20 protein-coding genes and 1 tRNA gene are annotated in these 18439 nt (G+C 66.0%); 5 read left to right on the top strand and 16 right to left on the bottom strand.

Annotated elements, in window-relative coordinates; genetic code table 11:
* The first annotated feature begins 80 nt into the window (after window positions 1–80).
* A complete protein-coding gene (locus ACF8NF_RS09575; RefSeq protein ID WP_016453322.1) occupies window positions 81–704 on the top strand; it encodes a glutathione S-transferase family protein in 624 nt (207 codons plus the stop codon).
* A 70-nt stretch (window positions 705–774) separates the two neighbouring features.
* On the opposite strand, the gene ACF8NF_RS09570 is transcribed toward ACF8NF_RS09575, so the two are convergent.
* A complete protein-coding gene (locus ACF8NF_RS09570) occupies window positions 775–1209 on the bottom strand; it encodes a YbaY family lipoprotein (protein WP_016449501.1) in 435 nt (144 codons plus the stop codon).
* A 663-nt stretch (window positions 1210–1872) separates the two neighbouring features.
* Between ACF8NF_RS09570 and ACF8NF_RS09565 the strand changes: the two genes are divergently transcribed.
* Complete coding sequence (locus ACF8NF_RS09565) at window positions 1873–2160, top strand: H-NS histone family protein (RefSeq protein WP_016449500.1); 288 nt, start codon at window positions 1873–1875, stop codon at window positions 2158–2160.
* A 639-nt stretch (window positions 2161–2799) separates the two neighbouring features.
* Here the strand turns inward: ACF8NF_RS09565 and ACF8NF_RS09560 are convergent.
* On the bottom strand, window positions 2800–3909 hold the full coding sequence (locus ACF8NF_RS09560; protein ID WP_392450507.1) for an alpha/beta hydrolase family esterase: 1110 nt from the start codon (window positions 3907–3909) through the stop codon (window positions 2800–2802).
* A gap of 10 nt (window positions 3910–3919) precedes the next feature.
* The gene (locus tag ACF8NF_RS09555; protein WP_126312026.1) at window positions 3920–4339 is read right to left on the bottom strand and encodes a CopG family transcriptional regulator; all 420 of its coding nucleotides are present in this window, start codon (window positions 4337–4339) and stop codon (window positions 3920–3922) included.
* 204 nt (window positions 4340–4543) lie between these two features.
* On the opposite strand from ACF8NF_RS09555, the gene ACF8NF_RS09550 reads away from it, so the two are divergent.
* Window positions 4544–5197 (top strand): hemolysin III family protein, encoded by a 654-nt coding sequence (locus ACF8NF_RS09550; RefSeq protein WP_052151651.1) that lies wholly within the window; start codon window positions 4544–4546, stop codon window positions 5195–5197.
* A 93-nt stretch (window positions 5198–5290) separates the two neighbouring features.
* On the opposite strand, the gene ACF8NF_RS09545 is transcribed toward ACF8NF_RS09550, so the two are convergent.
* Window positions 5291–5367 (bottom strand) — tRNA-Pro (locus ACF8NF_RS09545).
* A 60-nt stretch (window positions 5368–5427) separates the two neighbouring features.
* Complete coding sequence (gene infA / locus ACF8NF_RS09540; RefSeq protein ID WP_012206460.1) at window positions 5428–5676, bottom strand: translation initiation factor IF-1; 249 nt, start codon at window positions 5674–5676, stop codon at window positions 5428–5430.
* Window positions 5677–6129: 453 nt separating this feature from the next.
* Between infA and asd the strand changes: the two genes are divergently transcribed.
* Entirely contained in the window at window positions 6130–6984 is an 855-nt protein-coding gene (asd, locus tag ACF8NF_RS09535; RefSeq protein ID WP_026062786.1) for an archaetidylserine decarboxylase, read from the top strand.
* Between the two features lie 48 nt (window positions 6985–7032).
* Here asd and ACF8NF_RS09530 read toward each other — a convergent pair whose 3' ends face one another.
* The 8 genes from ACF8NF_RS09530 to ACF8NF_RS09495 form a co-directional block, all read right to left on the bottom strand.
* Window positions 7033–7320: a hypothetical protein gene (locus tag ACF8NF_RS09530; RefSeq protein WP_016448351.1), complete on the bottom strand. Its 288-nt coding sequence runs from the start codon at window positions 7318–7320 to the stop codon at window positions 7033–7035.
* Window positions 7321–7391: 71 nt separating this feature from the next.
* Window positions 7392–8444, bottom strand: coding sequence for an NAD(P)/FAD-dependent oxidoreductase (locus tag ACF8NF_RS09525; protein ID WP_017406952.1), 1053 nt, complete (start codon window positions 8442–8444; stop codon window positions 7392–7394).
* A gap of 16 nt (window positions 8445–8460) precedes the next feature.
* Window positions 8461–8790 carry a ferredoxin FdxA gene (gene fdxA, locus ACF8NF_RS09520; protein ID WP_012206456.1) on the bottom strand — a complete coding sequence of 110 codons (330 nt, stop codon included), beginning with the start codon at window positions 8788–8790 and terminating at the stop codon, window positions 8461–8463.
* 165 nt (window positions 8791–8955) lie between these two features.
* The gene (locus ACF8NF_RS09515; protein ID WP_392450506.1) at window positions 8956–10323 is read right to left on the bottom strand and encodes a sulfate adenylyltransferase subunit 1; all 1368 of its coding nucleotides are present in this window, start codon (window positions 10321–10323) and stop codon (window positions 8956–8958) included.
* Window positions 10323–11255, bottom strand: a complete 933-nt coding sequence (cysD, locus tag ACF8NF_RS09510) for a sulfate adenylyltransferase subunit CysD (RefSeq protein ID WP_016448348.1) — start codon at window positions 11253–11255, stop codon at window positions 10323–10325. The genes ACF8NF_RS09515 and cysD overlap by 1 nt, the downstream gene beginning before the upstream one ends.
* A 40-nt stretch (window positions 11256–11295) precedes the next feature.
* Window positions 11296–12054, bottom strand: coding sequence for a phosphoadenylyl-sulfate reductase (locus tag ACF8NF_RS09505; RefSeq protein WP_013801647.1), 759 nt, complete (start codon window positions 12052–12054; stop codon window positions 11296–11298).
* A 1-nt stretch (window position 12055) separates the two neighbouring features.
* Window positions 12056–12439: a DUF934 domain-containing protein gene (locus ACF8NF_RS09500; RefSeq protein ID WP_017407096.1), complete on the bottom strand. Its 384-nt coding sequence runs from the start codon at window positions 12437–12439 to the stop codon at window positions 12056–12058.
* Between the two features lie 28 nt (window positions 12440–12467).
* The gene (locus tag ACF8NF_RS09495) at window positions 12468–14300 is read right to left on the bottom strand and encodes a nitrite/sulfite reductase (protein ID WP_017407097.1); all 1833 of its coding nucleotides are present in this window, start codon (window positions 14298–14300) and stop codon (window positions 12468–12470) included.
* Window positions 14301–14564: 264 nt separating this feature from the next.
* Here ACF8NF_RS09495 and ACF8NF_RS09490 point away from each other — a divergent pair, with 264 nt between their 5' ends.
* On the top strand, window positions 14565–15599 hold the full coding sequence (locus tag ACF8NF_RS09490) for a hypothetical protein (protein WP_392450505.1): 1035 nt from the start codon (window positions 14565–14567) through the stop codon (window positions 15597–15599).
* Here the strand turns inward: ACF8NF_RS09490 and ACF8NF_RS09485 are convergent.
* The 3 genes from ACF8NF_RS09485 to ACF8NF_RS09475 are packed head-to-tail and all read right to left on the bottom strand — an operon-like array spanning window position 15535 to window position 18435.
* A complete protein-coding gene (locus ACF8NF_RS09485) occupies window positions 15535–16368 on the bottom strand; it encodes an ABC transporter ATP-binding protein (protein ID WP_392450504.1) in 834 nt (277 codons plus the stop codon). The genes ACF8NF_RS09490 and ACF8NF_RS09485 overlap by 65 nt on opposite strands.
* The gene (locus tag ACF8NF_RS09480) at window positions 16361–17374 is read right to left on the bottom strand and encodes a FecCD family ABC transporter permease (protein WP_392450503.1); all 1014 of its coding nucleotides are present in this window, start codon (window positions 17372–17374) and stop codon (window positions 16361–16363) included. The genes ACF8NF_RS09485 and ACF8NF_RS09480 overlap by 8 nt, the downstream gene beginning before the upstream one ends.
* Complete coding sequence (locus ACF8NF_RS09475; RefSeq protein ID WP_392450502.1) at window positions 17374–18435, bottom strand: iron ABC transporter substrate-binding protein; 1062 nt, start codon at window positions 18433–18435, stop codon at window positions 17374–17376. Before ACF8NF_RS09475 ends, ACF8NF_RS09480 begins: the two co-directional genes overlap by 1 nt.
* Between the last annotated feature and the right edge of the window lie 4 nt (window positions 18436–18439).

Below are 18439 nucleotides of genomic sequence, written 5' to 3'. Positions count from 1 at the left end.
TGGGAATCTGACCGCATTCCTCATCGGATTGGACGGGACAATGCAGGATTGCAAATCACCGAAACCGAATAAGGCTGCGAATGATCAGGATTCTGGGAAAGTCATCGTCCATCAATGTGCGCAAGGTGCTGTGGCTTTGCGTGGAGCTGGGAGTCTCGTTCGAACAGGAAGAGTGGGGTTCGGGCCATCGGTCAACGCAGGAGCCGGGATTTCTTGCACTCAACCCGAATGCCATGGTTCCCGTGCTGCTTGATGGGGCGCTGGTGCTGTGGGAGTCCAACACCATTTGCCGCTATCTTGCCGCGCGCCAGGCTCGGCATGACCTGCTGCCTGCAGCACCCGCAGAGCGCGCACGCGTCGAGCAATGGATGGACTGGCAGGCGACCGAACTGAACAACTCATGGCGCTATGCCTTCATGGGATTGGTGAGAAACAGTCCCGAGCATCAGGATCCTGCGCTGCTGGCCAGCAGCATGGCGAACTGGCATCGCCACATGCGCATGCTGGAGGAGCAACTGTCGCGCACAGGCGCCTTTGCTGCAGGCGCGCAACTCACCCTTGCCGACATCGTGCTTGGCCTGTCTGCCCACCGCTGGCTGTCTGCCCCGATGGAGCGCCCTGACTTGCCCGCAGTCCGGGCGTACTATGAGCGGCTTTGCGAGCGCCCAGGCTTTCGCACGCATGGTGCCAACGGCATGCCTTGATGGCCGCCTGGTGCCCTCTGCGCTATAAAGCCCGCCGGAATGTCCTGCGGGCTTTGTCTTTTAGGGAAGGTCAGGGGGCAACCCGCACCAGCACCATATCGGCCTTCGGGCCTGCTCCACGGGTCAGGACCGGGTGGACGGTGTCATTGGTGAAGATGAGCTGGTTGCCCTGGGTGATGCGTGAGGTCACCGTATATTGCGCCGCAGGATTGAGACGATTGGGCTCCACGGGCAGCTTGTAGCTGAACGGGGGCTTGAGGCCTTCAAGCCGCACGGATTGCTGAGATATCACGGGGGCGGCGGCATCGGCGCGAGAGGTGTCCTGCAGCTCCACAACCAGCACGGCATCGGACGGGAGCGGCATGGGCTCTCTCAGATCGACCGTGCCCATGACGGCGGTGACCGGCGCGTTGGGCGAGGGCTGGGACTGGGCACATGCGCCCAAAAGTGCGGCGGCCATCACGATGGCGAGAGAGGTGCGGCGCTGGAGGATGTTGGGATTCATGGGAATTCCTTCTTGATTGGAAAGGTCCCAGTCTGGCTTGGCGCATTCTGGAGGGCTGTAGGAACGGGTTCCACAGAGGCTGCTGCCATTTCCCAAAGTCGCATACGCCGATCTGCGGTCGGGTTGCCAGCCAGGGCGACGGGCGTGTGAAAGCTCAGGTCGCGCCGGCGCATGAAGGACGCTGCCAGACAGTCCACAGGGTTTCGGAGGGGGCTGCATCGTTCGAGGCCTGCGCCATGCCAAGAGCGATGGGTCAAGTGTCCCGATCTATTTGCGTTGCTTCTCATCAATCCGCCACTCCTGTTTGGGCGGTGAATCGTTCTTGCTTTTGCCATCGCTCGCCGCAGGGGAGAGCACCGTTTCTTTTGACGTGCCGGGGCAACTATCTCCACATTCCACATCGCGGCAGCCGAGGGCAAGTCATTGCTGCCCAAGGGGCTGACTCCTTGGCGCGAAGAGGTGTGCGCAAGTGTGCAGAGGTGCGGCAGCGATTGATCTGGGCAGCCGCCGCGTCGGCCACGGAGCCTCGCTCCACGGCTGTGGGGTGCCAAGCGGAAGGGCTTCTCTGTCCCAGCACACGGCGGTGGAAAGCTTGTGCTTTGGGGTGCGGAGCATTTTTTGAATAGAATGCGTTTTTGCTAGCATGCATCCAAAGAAAAAGCCATGACATCTGATTACAAGACTCTCCTTCAGCAAAAGGCCGAGATCGAGGCTCGCATTGCAGAGGTCCTCAAAGCCGAAAAAGGCGGTGCCATCGCCAAGGTCCGTGAACTGGTCCAGCAGTTCCAGTTGACCCAGGAAGACGTGTTTGCTACCGGTAAGCGCAAGTCTCCTGCTGGTACAGGTGTGGCCAAGTACCGTGATCCGTCCACTGGCGCAACATGGACCGGCCGGGGCAAGCCTCCCGGCTGGATCAAGGACGCAGCGGACCGAACCGCTTTCGAGATCTGAATCTGATCAAGGGCCCGCAGTCGCGGGCCTTTTCTTTTGTGGGTCCCCGTGTGGGTTCGATCGGCCGGCAGCTGTCCGGGAAAGTGCGACTGAGCGCTGTCTTGCCCGAAGGTCTCCCAGACCGAGCTGGACATGTGGAAGAGCGCGGTAAAGGTATCTCTCGCGGACCATGCCGCTGGCGCTGGCAGTGCGTCCACCGCGTATTACTGCGCAGCATCTGCTGCCATGCGGGCCTGCAGGCCAGGCCTCCAAGGAAATCCTGGCTTTCACTGCATATCCTTCGCAGTCGTAGCCGGACTTATCAAGGTCTCCAGCATGGACAAGGATGGACAAGGCTCTTGCATTCCAGCTTCCGAAATGGTCAGGGCTGTGCTTATCTCATCTGGCAGAGCTTTCGACCCATCATTGAATTTCATATTGGTGCCTTGTCTCTTGTGCCTCGCGGTGATTTCCCATGCCTTTCGAGGCAGCTTGACTCCATGCAGGCAAAAAAGGGCCCTGGGGGCCCTTTTGCTGTCCTGGCCAGCCCATTTATTGCTGAGCCTGCTCTTCCGGAGTAATAGGCCCATGCTCAACCATTCCTAACCCTTGTGAGCCTTTGAAATCATGTGGTTGGCGAATGCGAGCAGCGGCGCCGAATCAGCAGTTGCGCGCACGCTGGTGCGAAAGGAAAAAGCGCAGCATCTCGGCGCTGGCGTCGATTCCTCCCGGCGCGGTGTAGCTGCCCGCTGCGCTGCCGCCGGACCAGGCGTGGCCTGCGCCATGCAGTTGCCAGTGCTCGATGGCGGTACTGCCATCGGCTGCGATATAGGCAGAGCGGGTGAACCGTTGGCGGTTCGGCGCATGGCCCTGGCTGACGCGAGGTGCGCCTGTGGGGCTTTGCGCGCTGCGTGCAGCATGCACGACGGCTGCGCCGTTGTCGTGATGTACCGTGGTGTCCGCGTCACCATGAAACACGATCACTGCACACACGCTGGGGCCGCTGGCCGAGCCAGATGCTGCGCCTCTTCGCATCGCCTCGAGGGCTGAGGGCAGATTGGACGCGGCACCGGCGGCCAGGCCCGAATGCACGCCCACGGCGGCGAACAGCTCGGGATAGGTGCGTCCCAATATGTCCGCCATTGCACCTCCGGCCGAAAGTCCGGCGACATAGACCCGCGATGCGTCCGCGCCATGGTCGGCCATCACCTGGCGCGTGAGGCCTGCCAGCAGTGCGGGCTCGCCCCGGCCCCGTTGCTGGTGCTGGGCCTTGAACCAGTTCCAGCACTTTTGCGAGTTTGCATGCTGTGTTTGTTCGGGATAGAGCACCAGTACGCCAGCGCTGCGCGCCTGGTCATTCATGCGCGTGCCGGCGGCGAAGTCTTGCGGCCCTTGGGTGCAGCCGTGCAGCATGAGGATGAGCGGGCGAGGTCCCGCTTCGAGGGCACTGCCTGGCGGCACGTACAGCCGATAGGCCAGCTGCCGGCCTCCGTGAGAGTAGCTGCCGAGCAGCCATTGCTCGTCGCTGGAGGTGCCTGCCTGCGATGAGCCCGCAGGCACGGCGAGTTCGGGAGCATCGTCGATGAAGCGGGCTTCGGCATCGACGATCCAGCCTGCATCCCGATGACTGGTTGCGGCTGGCTTGTCGTGGGGTGTGGGCGCACTTTGGCCTCGCAGCGTGCGCTGAATCAGCTCGGTGGCTTCCAGCAGATTGCCGGTGCGCGTCAGGCGTGTCGCCTCGCCCAGCATGTCTTGAAAAAGCTGTTTCATGGAATGGTTCTCAGGTAATGCGGCCGGCCAGAGCGGCACGAACGGCGGGGCTGGCCTGGAGCGCTCCCAGCACCGTGATGGATTCGATGGTTTCGGCGGCAAGCTGCGCAGACACGTCCTGCGCGATGCTGGCCAGGCCCAACACGCGGATCTGCAGCTTTTCCCCGGCAGCCTGCACCCGCATGAGATCGGCCTGGGAGAAATGCTGCATCCCCAGGACCAGCATCTTGCGGGCGACGACCTGTTGCACCGCGTCCGCATGGCTGCGCAGGTGATTGCGTATCGCTGTGCGGATGAAATCGCTGCGGTTGGCGTAGAAGCCTTCGGCGACCAGCAGGTCGATCTGGCCCAGGTCGACATAGCCCAGATTGATGGTGAGCTTCTCGGATTCGCTCACGCGAGGGTTGGAGGTGGTTGTGTTTGCGGCCATGGAACATCCTTGTGCCATCCATATGGATGGTTTGAGGATGGTTTCAAGGCCTGGTGTTGCAATTTGACGCGGCACGTCGTGGGGTATCCGGCGGACGGCGCTGCAGCGTGTGAGTTGCAATCATTGCCCTGTAACGTCTGAGCCGTAAGGTGGCGGAGCCGGGCACGGCGTCCGGCGTTCCTTGGTCATGCGACAGGAGGCTTCATGCCAGACTTGCAGGCAGGCTTGCCGAGCGGCACGAGCGTTTGGTGCCAGCCCGGCGAGCGGTTCAATACCTGGAGTCATCTGGCAGCCCTGCTCGTGGGCGTGGTGGCCAGTGTGGGCCTCATCTGCGAAACGGTGGCCGGCGGCGATGCGCGCAAGATTGCGGGCTCTGTGGTGTTTGGCCTCTCTCTGGCGGCGCTGTTCGGTGCCTCGGCCCTCTTTCATGGCTGCACCGGGGCACGCAAGCGTTTTTGGCAGCGCGTCGACCACGCCTGCATTTACCTGCTGATTGCCGGCAGCCACACGCCTTTTGCCTTGATGGCGCCCTCTGGCTTGTGGGCTTGGTCCTTGCTTGCCGGTGTATGGGCGCTCGCATTGCAGGGCGCGATACGTGCACTTGGTTTCGATTCGCCGCCGCGCCTGTCCCTGTACATCAGCCTTGGCTGGCTCAGCTTGGGGGGCGCGGTGCCGATGGCCTTGCGCCACGGTGCGCAGACCCTGGCCTGGCTGCTCGCGGGCGGACTGCTCTATTCGGCAGGAACGGTGTTCTACCGAAGCCTTTCGAGCATGCGCCATTCGCATGGCATCTGGCACCTGTTCGTGGTTGCCGGCAGCGCCTGCCATACCGTCGCGGTGGTCGGTTTGCTGGCCTGAAGCGAGGGCTCGTGCTGGCGGCGCTGCGTTGGACGCTTTGGATTCTGTTAGACAAAAGCCCCTGGCTCTTTCGAACCAGGGGCTTGAATCATTTGGTCGGAGCGGCGGGATTCGAACTCGCGACCCTCTGCTCCCAAAGCAGATGCGCTACCAGGCTGCGCTACGCTCCGACTAAAACGCTATTGTAGCGTCAAAAAAATGGGTATTTTCGCAATGTGCGAATTTTCTGTTCAACGCGATCCAGGGCCGGGGCCACGGTTGGCCAGGTGGCGGAAGGTGATGCGGCCCTTGGTGAGGTCGTAGGGCGACATCTCCAGCGATACCTTGTCGCCAGCCAGGATGCGGATATGGTGCTTGCGCATCTTGCCGCCGGTGTAGGCGATCAGCTGGTGTCCGTTTTCCAGCGTCACACGAAAGCGAGAGTCAGGCAGGACTTCCGTGACGGAGCCTTGCATTTCAATCAGTTCTTCTTTGGCCATGTGTTCAATCTCTTAGGTCTGGGTCGGTTGCGGCACTCATTTGTCGGAACCACGAAAACCTTGCCTGGCCCACAGAACATGGGGTACGTGGTCAGGCTGAAAAGGCTGTGGATGTTCTGCGCAAAAGGCGCAGACCGGACAGAGGACCAGGTCACAACGGTGTCGCAAAGACGAAGCCCGGCAACACCTAAACTTCCTGATTCTACAGTGTTGTATTCGTCGCCGTGCGGGCGGTGTTCAAAGCGGCCATCGTACGCAAAACACAGGTCGGATTCGTGCTGGGACGGCGAGGCTTTTGTCATCCGCGTGTGATGAGATGGCCTCGAAAAACGTGCGCGAGGCTTTGCGGCGGTCCGGCCAGGGTTGAAGGCCGCGGTAGCCGAGGAGGGGGCGATGGTCGCGGGTTGGCTAGAATCCGCCCACAGCTTCTATTACTTTTATAGCAAAACCTCGATGTCTGATCGACTTGCCGTTCTCTCCCAGTATCTTTTGCCCAAGCAGGCGCTGACTGCCGTCATGGGGCGCCTGGCCCAGGCGCGTGCGGGTGACCTGACCACGGCAGTCATCCGTCGCTTCATTGCACGCTATGGCGTGGACATGTCGGAGGCGGCCGATTCCGATCCTGCGGCCTATGCCAGCTTCAACGAGTTCTTCACGCGGGCGCTCAAGCCCGGTGTGCGGCCGCTGGCTTCGGCTGACTGGGTCTGTCCTGTGGATGGCGCCATCAGCCAGATCGGCGCCATCGAGGGCGAGCAGATCTTCCAGGCCAAGGGGCACAGCTACAGCGCCACGGCGCTGGTCGGCGGCGATGCACAGCTGGCGCGGCAGTTCGACAACGGGCATTTCGCCACCATTTACCTGAGCCCGCGCGACTACCACCGCATCCACATGCCCTGTGCCGGCCGGTTGCGTCGGATGATTTATGTGCCCGGCGAACTGTTCTCGGTCAATCCGGTCACGGCGCGCGGCGTGCCGGGCCTGTTTGCACGCAACGAGCGCGTGGTCTGCGTCTTCGATACGGACCACGGTCCCATGGTGCTGGTGCTGGTGGGGGCCACCATCGTGGGCAGCATGGGAACGGTGTGGCACGGCATCGTCAATCCGCCGCGGCCCGGTCGCATCCAGGACTGGCGCTACGACGACCAGTCCATCGTCCTGGGCCAGGGCGAGGAAATGGGGCGCTTCCAGCTGGGCTCCACCGTGGTCATGCTGTTTCCCGCATCGGCAGGGCTGCGCTTCAACGCGCAGTGGACACATGCCGCGCCCGTGCGCCTGGGCCAGAAGATGGCCGGGCGCGGCGAGGCCTGAGTCTCGAAGGATCGTCGATGAAAAACCGGGCCCAGGCCCGGTTTCCTGTCAAAGAATCCAGCTCAAGGCTTCAGGGCGCCGCTGTGTGGTGAACATCGAGGGTGCGATGCTCAGCCGCTCTGGCCTGACGGGGTCTTCATGGCCGACCAGATAGACCATCAGTTCACGGCGGCGCAGTATGACGTGGCTGACCTTCTCGGCCTTCCCGTTCTGTGTGACCTGCGTGCCCGGGCGGAACAGCGGCATCTGGAAGGTGAAGCTGCGCGGATCGGCCGGTGGCGCGACGGCAGTGCTGGGAGGGGCTTCTAGAGTGGCAACCATAGGCTTGATGTGCATGAGTGGACGCTGCCCACCTTATCGGCACTGCCGCGCCGAACTGTAGGGTCGCCGGGCGGCGAACACCAAGCTCAGGCGTCCGGATGGGAAACGCCGAGGATGGCGTGCAGCCGTGCGCTGGTCGTCGTGTACTGCAGCAGCGGTTTCTCGCCCTGCAGGTACTCGGCGGCGGCAAAGGCCGCCATGGTGGCTTCATGGAAGCCGCACAGGATCAGCTTGTGCTTGCCCGGGTAGCTGACGATGTCGCCGATCGCATAGATGCCTGGCGCATCGGTGGCCTGGGTTGCAGGGTTCACCAGCAGCTGCTTGCGCTCCATGGCCAGGCCCCATTCGGCGACCGGGCCCAGGCGGGGGGAGATGCCCAGGCAGACGACCAGTTGCTGCGCCGCCAGTTCATGCTCCTGCCCTTCGCCATCCATCCACTGCACGGCACGCAGCAGGCCTGAGTCGGCATGCAGTTGCGTGATCTGGCCGATCACCACGCGGATGGCACCGCTGTCGCGCAGCTCCTGCAGGCGCTCCAGCAACGGCGCCGAAGCCTGGAAGGCGTCGCGGCGGTAGAGCAGGCAGGTGGTCTGGGCCCTGTCGGCGCAGGCAATGGCCGCGGCCACGGCCTCTTCGTCGCCACCGTGGACGATGGCGGTCCGGCCGCGCACCATGTCCAGATCGGCGGGATGGTAGTGGAGCTGGCCTGCAGCCAGCCGCTCCACGCCGGGCACCTTCAGCGCCTTGGGCACAAAGGCGCCCACGCCAGCCGCGATGAAGACGCTGCGCGCATGCAGTTCAAGGCCTTGCGAGGTCTGCGCCAGCCAGCGGCCATCGTCCATGCGCTGCAGCTGGGCGACCTGCTGGGAAAGGTGCAGTTGCGCGTCCATGGGCGCGACCTGCCGCTGCAGCAACTGGACCAGTTCATGGCCCGTGCACACCGGAATGCCGGGAATGTCGTAGATGGGCTTGTCGCCGTACAGCTGCGCGCACTGCCCGCCCACATGGGGCAGGGCATCGACGACATGGCAGCGGATGCCTTGCAGCCCCAGCTGGAACACCTGGAACAGGCCCGCCGGGCCTGCGCCTATGACGAGGGCATCGGTCTGGATCGGTTGCGCGCCGGAGGTGTCTTGCATGGGCTGCTGCGCGGCTTCAGCGTTCGAGCTGGTCCAGCTTGCCGGGCTTGCCGTTCCAGTCGTCGGCGTCGGGCAGCGAGGCCTTGCGCTTGGTGATGCTCTTCCAGCCCTTTTCCAGCGACAGCTCGGCATTGAGCTTGATGAAGGCGAGCTGGTCGGCGGGGACGTCTTCCTCGGCAAAGATGGCATTGGCCGGGCATTCGGGAATGCACACGGCGCAATCGATGCACTCGTCAGGATCGATCACGAGGAAGTTGGGGCCTTCGCGGAAGCAGTCCACGGGGCAGACATCCACACAATCTGTGTATTTGCACTTGATGCAGTTTTCGGTGACGACGTGAGTCATGGGAGTCTTTTATTTGCGGTGTGAATGTCGGTATCAACCCGGGATTCTAGAATTTTTCGGAACACGGTCCTGCACATGCAAGAGATTCTGGCGCGGACTGCTGCGGTTTTCTGAAAGCCCACGAGCCGGCATGTGCCGGCTCGCGAAGCGGGACTGTCCAGTTGCTCAATCCAGCAGTGCAGCGCCTGCGGTAGCGTGGCTGGCCGTGTCCACGAGGATCAGCGCACCCAGCTGGCGGGCCTGGGCGAAGGGCGCCGCGGGAATGCTTTCCTGCAGCAGCAGCTCCACGCGGCCGATGGCGTTGGGCTCCAGCTGGGTGGCCTCTTCCTGGGCCAGCGTGTGGATGTTCAGGCGGTGCACCACGCGGCGGGCCTTGGCCTTGATCCAGCGGTGGCCGTGCAGCGCCAGGTAGGTGCGGCCGGGGACCAGCGGCTGCTCGTCCATCCAGGCCACGGTGGCGGTCATCTCGCGCTGGCTGGGCCATGCCGGCTGTGTCCCGGGGGCATCGAAGTCGTCGTCCGCCACTGCTGCCGCAGCCACCGGGGCGGCGACGATCCAGTCGCCGCGCGAGACATCGACCTCGCGGTCCAGCGTGATGCCGGCCGACAGGCCCGCGTCGATGGAGCCGGGAACGCGGGCATGGTCCAGCACCTGGGCAATCACGGCCTGCTGGCCGCTGGGCAGGATCTGCACGGCGTCGCCCACGCGTGCGCGGCCTGCGGCCACGCGGCCCCAGAACACGCGGCGGCCCTGGCTGGTATCGGCCGAGGACGAGAATTTCTCCACCCACTGCACGGGGAAGGCCAGCGCCAGGCCGGTGTCGGTCGGCGTGTTGGGCAACTGCTCCAGCAGTTGCAGCAGGCTGGGACCGTCGTAGCCGGCCCAGCCGGGCTCGGCGTTGACCACGTTGAAGCCCTTGAGGGCCGAGACGGGCACGGTGGCCGCGGAGGCGATGCCGGCCTCGGCCGTGAAGCGCTGCAGCGCGCCACGGATGTGGACGAAGGCCAGTTGCGGGTCTTCGACGGCGTCGAGCTTGTTGACGGCAAACACCAGCGAGTGCACGCGCAGCAGGTGGGCCAGCAGGCTGTGGCGGCGCGTCTGCGGCAGCAGGGTGAGCTGCGGGTTCTTCCAGTCGAGCTTGGTGGCATCGACCAGCACCACGGCGGCGTCGGCGCTGCTGGCGGCGGTGACCATGTTGCGCGTGTACTGCTCATGGCCCGGCGCGTCGCCGATGATGAACTTGCGGCTTTCGGTGGCGAAGTAGCGGTAGGCCACGTCGATGGTGATGCCCTGCTCGCGCTCGGCCGACAGGCCGTCGGTCAGCAGCGCCAGGTCGGTCTCGCCGCTCTTGGTGACGCCGGCGAGCTGGTCCTGGAGCACGGCACGCGTGTCCACCAGCAGGCGGCCGATCAGCGTGCTCTTGCCGTCGTCGACGGAGCCGCAGGTGATGAAGCGCAGGGCCGAGGCGTTGGAGGCCTCGGTGGCGGGGGAATCCGCAACGGCTGCGCCGGCGGCAATGCTTGCGGTGGTCATCAGAAATATCCGTCCTTCTTGCGCTTTTCCATGGAGGCTTCGCTGGTCTTGTCGTCCATGCGTGTGGCGCCGCGCTCGCTGACATCGGCGGCCAGGGTTTCTAGCACGATGTCGGCCGCCGTGGCGGCATCGCTTTCCACGGGGCAGGTGCAGGTGATGTCGCCCACGGTGCGAAAGCGCACGTCGCGCACCACGACTTCCTCGCCGTCACGCGGCGGTGTGAGTTCGGTCACGGGCACCAGCAGGCCGCGGCGTTCCACCACTTCGCGCTTGTGCGTGTAGTAGATGCTGGGCAGGGCGATCTGCTCGCGCTCGATGTATTGCCACACGTCGAGTTCGGTCCAGTTGCTGATGGGGAACACGCGGAAGTGCTCGCCGGGGGCCAGACGCGTGTTGAACAGCGTCCACAGTTCGGGGCGCTGTGCCTTGGGCTGCCATTGGCCGAAGCTGTCGCGGTGGCTGAAGATGCGTTCCTTGGCGCGGGCCTTTTCCTCGTCGCGGCGCGCGCCGCCGATCAGGGCGTCGAAGCGGAATTCATCGATGGCCTCCAGCAGCGTCACCGACTGGTGGACGTTGCGGCTTTCGCCCGGATGGGCCAGGCGCACGGTGCCGCGTGCCATGGAGTCCTCGACGCTGCGCACGATGAGTTCGGCGCCGAGCTCCTTGGCGCGCAGGTCGCGGAAATCGGTCACTTCCGGGAAGTTGTGGCCGGTGTCGATCATCAGCAACGGGTAGGGGATGCGGCCCTTGCCGAAGGCCTTTTCGGCGCAGCGCAGCATGACCAGCGAGTCCTTGCCGCCCGAAAACAGCAGGGCGGGGCGCTCGAAGGCGGCGGCCACTTCGCGCAGCACGAAGATGGTTTCCTCTTCAAGGGCGTCGAGGTGGCGGTTGCTGAGATGGCTCAGCACGGAGGTGTCCACACGGGCGTTCATTTCTTGGTTTCCAATCAAATCGGTGTCAAACGCTGTTGTTTCACTTCTTGGCGTGCAGCCCGCATTCCTTGGCCGCTTCATCCTCCCACCACCAGCGGCCGGCGCGGAAGTCTTCGCCAAGGCTGACGGCGCGCGTGCAGGGTGCGCAGCCGATGCTGGGATAGAACTGGTCGTGCAGCGGGTTGTAGTCCACGCCATGGCTGGCGATGTAGTGCCAGACATCGCCCTGGGTCCAGTCGGTCAGCGGGTTGAACTTGGTCAGGCCCTTGGTCTCGACCTCGCTGCGGTCCACGGCGGGCACGTCGGCGCGGGCATTGGACTGCTCGCGGCGCAGGCCCGTGATCCAGGCGCTCTTGCCGGCCAGCGCACGCGCCAGCGGCTCCATCTTGCGCACGCCGCAGCAGGCCTTGCGCAGCTCGATGCTGCGGTACATGGCGTCCTGGCCGTTGTCGCGGATGAAGTGGATCACCGATTCGAGCTGCGGCCGGTAGACCTTGACGCTCAGGCCGGGCAGCGACTGGGTGCGCTCCAGCAGGGCCAGGGTCTCGGTGTGCAGCGCGCCGGTGTCCAGCACGAAGACGGGGATGTCCAGGCCCAGGCGGTGGATGATGTCGGTGATCACCACATCCTCGGCGCCCAGGCTGGAGGCCTGCGTCACGGCCTCGGCGCCCAGCGCCGCTGCCTCGCGCAGCAAGGCCTCGGTGGCGGCCAGCTTGTCGGCAAAGCCGCTGCTGGCACGGCCGTTGACCTCGGTGGCCTTGGCCGATGCCTGTCGCGACAGAAAGCTTTGCGCACCCATGTCAGGCTGCCTTGACGAAGTGGGGCTCGGGATGGACGGCATCACCCTGGTAGAAGCCGTGGAAGCGTTCCAGCTGGCGCTGGGCATCGGAGATGTCCACGCCTTCGCGCAGCACGGCCACGTCGAAGCCGCAGCGCTGCATCTGCACCAACTGGTCGATCAGCACGTCGCCCGTGGCGCGGATTTCTCCCTGGAAGCCCAGGCGCTTGCGCAGCAGGCGGGCCTGGCTGAAGGCGCGGCCGTCGGTGAACTTGGGAAAGTTGAGGTCGATGCGCTGCACGCCGGTCAGGTCCAGCGTGAAGGGGTCGGCGTCATTGGCCGGGGCGATGACAGTCTGCTGGCCTTCGGCCGGGCTTTGGTGCTCGTGGGCGGCGATGATTTTCATGGGGATCTCCTGCGGCTCTCACCTGGGGTCAGGCGGCCGCTTCCTCGGTGTGCTTGGCGGGGTGGCGGGCTGCATTGCCGGCGGCCTTGAACGGTTCGATGCCCACGCGGCGCACGGTGGCGATGAAGGTCTCGAAACGGCCGCCTTCGCTTTGGCGCTGTTCGCGGTAGGTGGCCAGCAGGGCCTCGATCACGCCGGGCACTTCGGCGGCGCTGAACGAGGGGCCGATGATCTTGCCGGGCGTGGCCGGGCCGGACAGGTGGGAGCCGTCGGCGCCGCCCAGCGTGATCTGGTACCACTCCTTGCCGTCCTTGTCCACGCCCAGGATGCCGATGTGGCCGCTGTGGTGGTGGCCGCAGCTGTTGATGCAGCCGCTGATGTGCAGGTCGATCTCGCCCAGGTCCCACAGCTCGTCCAGGTCCTGGTAGCGCTCGGTGATGGCCTCGGCAATGGGCAGGGAGCGTGCATTGGCCAGCGAGCAGAAGTCGCCGCCGGGGCAGGCGATCATGTCGGTCAGCAGGCCGATGTTGGGCTTGGCCAGGCCCAGGGCCTTGGCCGCCTTGTACAGCTGGGGCAGCTGGTCGCGGCGCACCCAGGGCAGCAGCAGGTTCTGCTCGTGGGTGACGCGCATCTCGCCGGCCGAGAACTGGTCGGCCAGCTCGGCGGCGGCATCCATCTGGTCGGCCGTGGCGTCGCCGGGCGCGTAGCCCAGGCGCTTGAACGACAGCAGCACGGCGCGCAACTGCGGGTGGCGGTGCGGGCGCACATTGCTGGTCAGCCAGCGGCCGAAGTCCTTGTCTTCCTCGGCGGCGGTGCGCAGCAGGGCCAGGGTCTCGGCCTCGGCATTGGCGGGCGACAGGTCCAGCTCGGGCTCGCGGAAATTGGCGGCCACGCGGTCGTACTCGGCTTGCGTGATGGTGTGGGGACCACCCTCGACCTCGACGATCTGGCGGAACTCCTCATCGACCTGGTCGATGTAGTTCTGGCCCTCGGACTTCACGAGGATCTTGATGCGCGCCTTCCAGGCGTTGTCGCGGCGGCCGTAGCGGTTGTAGACGCGGATCACGGCTTCCAGGTAGTTCATCAGCTGGTTCCAGGGCAGGAACTCGCGCAGCACCGGGCTGATGGTGGGCGTGCGGCCCATGCCGCCGCCCACGCGCACCTTGAAGCCCAGCTCACCAGCCTCGTTCTTGAGCAGCTGCAGGCCCACGTCGTACCAGCCCAGCGCGGCGCGGTCTTCCTCGGCGCCGCTGATGGAGACCTTGAACTTGCGCGGCAGGAAGCTGAACTCGGGGTGCAGCGTGCTCCACTGGCGCAGGATTTCGGTGAAGGGGCGGGGGTCGGCGATCTCGTCGATGGCAATGCCGGCCAGCGCGTCGCTGTTGATGTTGCGGATGCAGTTGCCGCTGGTCTGGATGCCGTGCAGGTTCACGCTGGCCAGCAGGTCCATCACGTCGGCGGCCTTGGACAGCGGAATCCAGTTGTACTGCACGTTGGTGCGCGTGGTGAAGTGGCCGTAGCCGAACTTCAGGTCGGAGCCGATGCGGCGGCCGTCGTGCAGGGGAATGTCGCCCAGCTTGGCCTGGGTGTCGCGGGCCTCGGCCAGCAGGGCGGCGTCGGGCTGGTCGTACTCGCGGGCCACGCGGGCCAGCACGCGCAGCTGGGCGCTGGACAGCTCGCCGTAGGGCACGGCCACGCGCAGCATGGGCGCGTAGCGCTGCACATACCAGCCGTTTTGCAGGCGCAGGGGCTTGAACTCATCCTCCGAGAGCTTGCCGGCCTGCCAGCGTTCGAGCTGGTCACGGAACTGCTCGGCGCGCAGGCGGATGAACTGTTTGTCGAATTCGGTGTATTGGTACATGGCGCTTCGGATGTGGGGTCTTCGACTGCCGCCAGTGGCGGCGGTGCAGGGGCTCATCGCGTGGCACCGAGGCACTTGCGGGACACGCGCACAGAACCCTGCATGGAGGGGAATGTAAGCAATGGCCTTATAGAAGCAAACGATTGTTTTGTCCTGCAAGTATGTGGATATGGATATAAGTGAATGGCAGCAGACTTTGCGGGGCTGGGCATGCCAAACGCATGGGCGGCCGATATGCTTGCCGGCCAGAGGGAGGATTTCAGAATGCGAAACCGCTTGGTTGCCATCGGGCTGTTCTTGGCATTGGCAACTGCTGCTCAGTCGCAGGCCCAGCAGCCGGCACAGCCGCCGTCTCCGTTGTCAGCAACGCACACAGCTGACGCGCCTGAACCCGACGAATCCGCACGCGAATCAGCCTGGGATGCGTATCTGCACCGCGTGGCGGCGCAGTTGGCCGATTCCGGCAGCGGGCGCGATCTGGCCTTTGCGGCCATCCTGATCAATCTGTCGCCCCGCGACAAAAGCGCTGTCAGCCAGGCCGAGGGCTGGCGCCAGGATGCGCTGGAGCGGGCAGGGCAGGATGCGCTGGCCTATCAACTGCTGGCCTCCAAGGCCCCTGAGGACGAAGGCGAAGTGCGCTCCGAGGCTGCTCGCCGCTGGCTGGCGCTGGAGCCCAGCAATTTCTCTGCGCTGATGCAGCAGGCGCTGGGACCGCAGGAACTGCTGGTTGCAGCGCGCGAAAGCCGCTACGCGGACCTGCACATGTATGACGGCGTGCGCTGGATGCAGTCCGCTTTGCTGCGCCATCCGCCCACGGCACGGGAGCTGCAGGCGCTGGGTGGCAGTCCGAACTACCGGCTCGAGGAAGGCGCGGTGATCACTGCAATAGGTATCTGGACAGCCTTTCCCTTGACGGGCTACAAGGCGCTGCTGGATGCCTGCAAACCCGAAGCGATGGGCAAAACCCCGGCGCGCGAGGCCGACTGCCTGCATGTAGCCCACCTGCTGACAGAGCGCTCATCGACCGTGCTGGACGAGGGCTTTGGGCTGGCGATTCAACGCCGGCTGGCCAAAACCCCGACCGAGCGCGCCGCGGCCCGGGCCCAGCGCCGCCAGTTGGAGTGGCTGATGCAAGCGTCCGCCCCGCTCGGCATGCAGGACGGAGGAACCCGGTTTGCCCGGCTGCTGGCCGATCCTTCCATCCACAGCGAGCAGCAATTGCTGCAGCGCTTGCTCAAGGATGCAGGCCAGCCCTTGACGCCTCCGCCGTGCTGGAAGTGGCGCCCGCCCAGACCTTAGGGATTGCCGGCAGCCGCGCCGCCACCGCCGCCTCGCTCACCCCATAGAGCGCAGCCAGCGCGGCCGGTGTCGCCACTTGCGCCGCCGCACCGCAGGCCTGCAGGCCGCCGCGGCCCAGCAGGGCGATGCGGTCGGCCACCTGCAGCGCATGCTCGGGCTGGTGGGTGGACAGCAGCACGGCCATGCCGCGTGCACGCAGCGCGGCAATCTGGTCCAGCACGCGGATCTGGTTGCCGAAGTCCAGGCTGGCCGTGGGCTCGTCCATGACCAGCAGCGCGGGCTCCTGGGCCAGGGCGCGTGCGATCAGCACCAGCTGGCGCTCGCCGCCGCTCAGCTCGGTATAGGGGCGCAGCGCCAGATGGGCGATGCCCAACTGCTCCAGGCAGCCCAGCGCCAGGGCACGGTCGGCACTTGAAGGCCGGGCCAGCGCAGGCAGGCGCGCGGCACGGCCCATGAGCACCATGTCCAGCGCTTCGAAGCCGAAGACGCCGGCCTGCGCCTGGGGCACATAGCCCACGCGCCGCGCAAACTCGGCACGCGGCCAGCTGTGCACGGGCTGGCCCTGCACGCGCACCTCTCCGGCCAGCGGCGCCAGCAGGCCCAGCACGGTGCGGAACAGCGTGGTCTTGCCGCAGCCGTTGGGGCCCAGCAGGCACAGCACCTCGCCTGCGGCAATGGCCAGGTCCAGCCCCTGGCTGACGCGCCGGCGCCCATGGCCCGTGGCCAGGGCCAGCGTCTGCAGCACGGGTGGGGCCTGCACTTCAGTCATTGCGCCCCGTGCGCGACAGCAGGTAAAGAAAGACGGGCGCGCCGACCAGGGCCGTGAGAATGCCCAGCGGCAGCTCGATGCGTGCCGCACTGCGCGCCAGCGTGTCGGCCGCAACCACGAAGCCAGCGCCCAGCAGCGCCGAGGCCGGCAGCAGGCGCACAAAATTGGGGCCGACCAGCAGGCGCGCCACATGCGGCACCACCAGCCCCACCCAGCCGACGATGCCGGCCAGCGATACGGCGGCCGCCGTGCCCAGCGTGGCACAGGCCACCAGCAGCAGGCGCAGGCGTGCCACGGGCACGCCCAGGGCCAGCGCCTCCTCGTCAGGCAGGCCCAGCAGGTTGATGCGCCAGCGCAGCAGCATCAGGGGCAGCAGGGCGCACAGCATCACGGGTGCCGTGGCACCCAGCTCGGGCAGGGTCACGGCGCTCAGGCCGCCCATGAGCCAGAAGGTGATGGATGGCAGCTGCGTATTGGGGTCGGCCAGCGTCTTGACCAGGGCGATGCCCGCGCCCAGCAGCGCGCCCAGCGCAATGCCGGCCAGCACCAGGACCAGCACCGGGTCATGGCGGCGCACGCTGGTGCTGATGGCCACCACCACGGCCACGGCGGCCAGCCCGCCACCAAAGGCCAGGGCCTGCACGGCCGCCATGGACCAGCCCAGGAAGATGCCCAGCACCGCGCCCAGGCCGGCACCGGCCGAGACGCCCAGGATGTCGGGCGAGACCAGCGGGTTGCGGAACATGCCCTGGTAGGCCGCGCCTGCCGCCGCCAGCGTGGCGCCCACGGCCAGGCCTGCGGCGATGCGCGGCAGGCGGATGTTCCAGAGCACGGTCTCGGCGCTGGCGGACAAGGGGGACGCCGTGCCCATTGCGCGCGCCAGCAGCGACTGCCAAAGCTGCTGCGGCGCGATGGAGAACTGACCCGCCGCCAGCGCCCCCAGCAGCACGGCGGCCAGCAAGGCTAGTGCGAGCACCCACCCCATGCGGCGGCCTGTGGCAGGCATCAACGCGCAGTCTCCATCAGCCTGCCCAGCGCTGTGGGCGACAGGTCGGCACCGTAGAACAGGCGGTAGAAGTCGCGCACCTCGCGTTCCAACGGCGGCAGTCCCTGCAGGGCCGGCGCCTGCGGGTGGAGCTTTTCCAGCAGCCAGCGCACACCGATCAGCCGGTTGACGCCGGGCGGACCATCCAGCCAGCCGAAGGGCCAGACCGGCGCGCAGTGCACGCGGCCCGAGCGCACGGCGGCTACGCCGCGCCACAGCGGGTCCTGGCGCATGCGCTCGGCAAGGCCGGGTTCCTGCGTGACGATGACCTGCGGGTCCCAGGCCAGGATCTGCTCCATGGACACGCGTGTCAGTCCACCGCGCCCTGCATCCGTCGCCACATTGAGCCCGCCCGCGTACTCGACGGCTTCCACATTGATGGAGCCCGCCAGCCCTGTCTCCAAGCCGTTGGCGCTGCGCGCGAAATACACGCGCGGGCGCTCGGCCGGTGCCATGCCCTGGGTGGAACGCTGCGCCAGCGCCGCCACGGCATCGGCATGGCGGGCCAGCGTCTCGCCGCGTGCGGCCTCGCCCAGCAGGGCGCCAACCTCGCGCAACTGGCGTGGGTGGTCGGCCAGCGAGCCCTGGATCAGCACGCAGGGCAGGCCGGTCTGGCGCGCCAGCCGCTCGGTGGCAGAGATATAGGTGGCATCGGCCGTGCCGGCGTCCAGCATCAGGTCGGGCTGCAGCTTCAGCAGCGACTCCAGCGGCATGGTGCTGCCGCGCCCGGACAGGCGGCCCAGATGCGGCAGCGCCTGCAGTGTGGGCCCCAGATAGGCGCGCGAGACATCGTCCAGCTGCTGGGGCCAGCCCAGCAGCTTGTGCGGTGCCAGCGTGGCCACCAGCACGCCTGCGGGCGGGCCTGCAGCAAACACCCGGCGCAGTTTGGTCGCGTCCGGTATCTGGCCTATGCGCGCGGCAATGGTCGTGGTCTGGGCATGGCCGGGAACAAGAGCCGATGAGGCCAGTGCCGCCATGGCCTGGCCCAGCCAGCGGCGGCGGGTGAACAGAAGATCGGTCATGAAA

The organism is Delftia sp. WSY_22 (assembly GCF_043104185.1).
GTDB classification, from domain to species: Bacteria; Pseudomonadota; Gammaproteobacteria; order Burkholderiales; family Burkholderiaceae_C; genus Comamonas; species Comamonas tsuruhatensis.
Note: the sequence above shows the minus strand (reverse complement) of the source record. Positions and strands in the feature narration are given on the sequence as shown.